Origin of the sequence: Dactylosporangium siamense (assembly GCF_016862795.1) — a bacterium.
In the GTDB taxonomy this organism is placed as follows: domain Bacteria; phylum Actinomycetota; class Actinomycetes; order Mycobacteriales; family Micromonosporaceae; genus Dactylosporangium; species Dactylosporangium siamense.
In genome coordinates, this window is sequence record NZ_BONQ01000260.1 from 1 (window position 1) to 1,641 (window position 1,641).

Annotated in this window: 1 protein-coding gene; it reads right to left on the bottom strand. The window is 71.7% G+C overall.

The features are described 5' to 3' along the window. Nucleotides 1–1,641, bottom strand: a 1,641-nt coding sequence (locus Dsi01nite_RS56820) for a condensation domain-containing protein (RefSeq protein ID WP_203854871.1), incomplete at both ends; no start/stop codon positions are given.

The window sequence follows — 1,641 nt, forward strand, 5'->3', positions numbered from 1 at the left end:
CCCCGACGCCACGCTCCACGCACACTCCGACGACCGACTCCGCGCCAACACCCTGCCGCTGCAAGACGGCCGCCAACCGCTCCGCCCGCGCGTCCAACTCCGCGAACGTCAGCCGCTCCGCACCACACTCGACCGCCACCGCGTCCGGTGTGCGCACCGCCCACCGCTCGATCAACCCGTGCACACCCGACGCCACAGGCTCCGGCAGCGCCGCACCGTGCTGCCACGTGGGCAACTCCACCGCCGGCAGCTGCGACAACGGCACCCGGGGCGCCGCCGCCAGCTGCCCCAGGGCCTCCGTCAGGGCCTCCGCGAACCGCTCCATCGATTCCCGCTCGAACAGGCTCGTCGCGTATTCGACCGCACCGGCCAGGTCGCCGGACGCCGACTCGGCCATCGTCAACGTCACGTCGCACGTCGTCGTCTCGTGCGCCAGCGGCAGTTCAGCGGCGCCGTCGTCGTCGCCGGCCTCGGCGTAGACGAAGAACACCTGATACAGCGGGGTCCGCGAACGGTCCCGCACCGTTACGAGGTCGTCGACGAGCCTCTCGAACGGCACGTCCTGGCGCCCGTACGCCTCCAACGCGGTCCGCCGCACCCGACCCAACACCTCGGCGAACGTCGGGTCGCCGGACAGGTCGGTGCGCAGCACGAGGGTGTTGACGAAGAACCCGATCAGCCCCTCGACCTCGGCCCGGTTCCGGTTCGCGATCGGCGTGCCCACCACGATGTCGTCCTGGCCCGAATACCGGCCGAGCAGCACCGCGAACGCCCCGAGCAGCGTCATGAACATCGTCGCGGCGCTCCCCCGCGCCGCCTCCCGCAACGCCTCCGCAACCGCCCGCGGCACCTCGAACTCCACCACGTCACCCGCCGTGGACCGCACCGCCGGCCGCGGCCGATCCGTCGGCAACTCCAACGCCGGCGCGCCCGCCAACTGCGCCCGCCAGTACTCCAACTGGCTCTCGAGCACCGGACCGGCGAGCCACTCACGCTGCCAGACTGCGAAGTCCGCGTACTGCACCGGCAACGGCGGCAGCGCCTCGCCGGCATGCAACGCGTTGAGCTCACGGTGCAGAATCGCCGCCGACCACTCGTCCGACACGATGTGATGCATCGACAGCCCGAGCACGTGATCGTCCGGCCCCAGCCGGAACAACACGCCCCGGATCACACCGACCGCCAGATCGAACGGCACCGCCGCATCCACCGCGATCCGGTCCCGCACCGCATTCATCGGGTCCGGGTCGCCGCTGAGGTCCACGACCGGCAGCTCGAACGGCGCCGGCGGGTCGATCACCTGCCACGCCACGCCGTCGGCGTCGACGACCAGCCGGGTCCGCAGCACCTCATGCCGCTCGACCAGCCCACTCAACGCCGCGCCCAGCGCGTCCACGTCGAGGGCCCCGGTCAGGTGCATGGGTCGGTACACGTTGTATTCGGTCGAGTCGGGCTCCAACTGCTGCAGGAACCACAGCCGCTGCTGCGCGAACGACAACGGCAACGGCCGGCCACGGTCGACGGGGACGATCGGCGGCGCCGCCGGCCCGGTCCGTGTCGCGGCGTCAAGCACTGCGGCGAGCCCGGCAACGGTCGGGTGGTCGAACAACACCGCCAGGGCAATGTCGGTGTGCAGGGCTG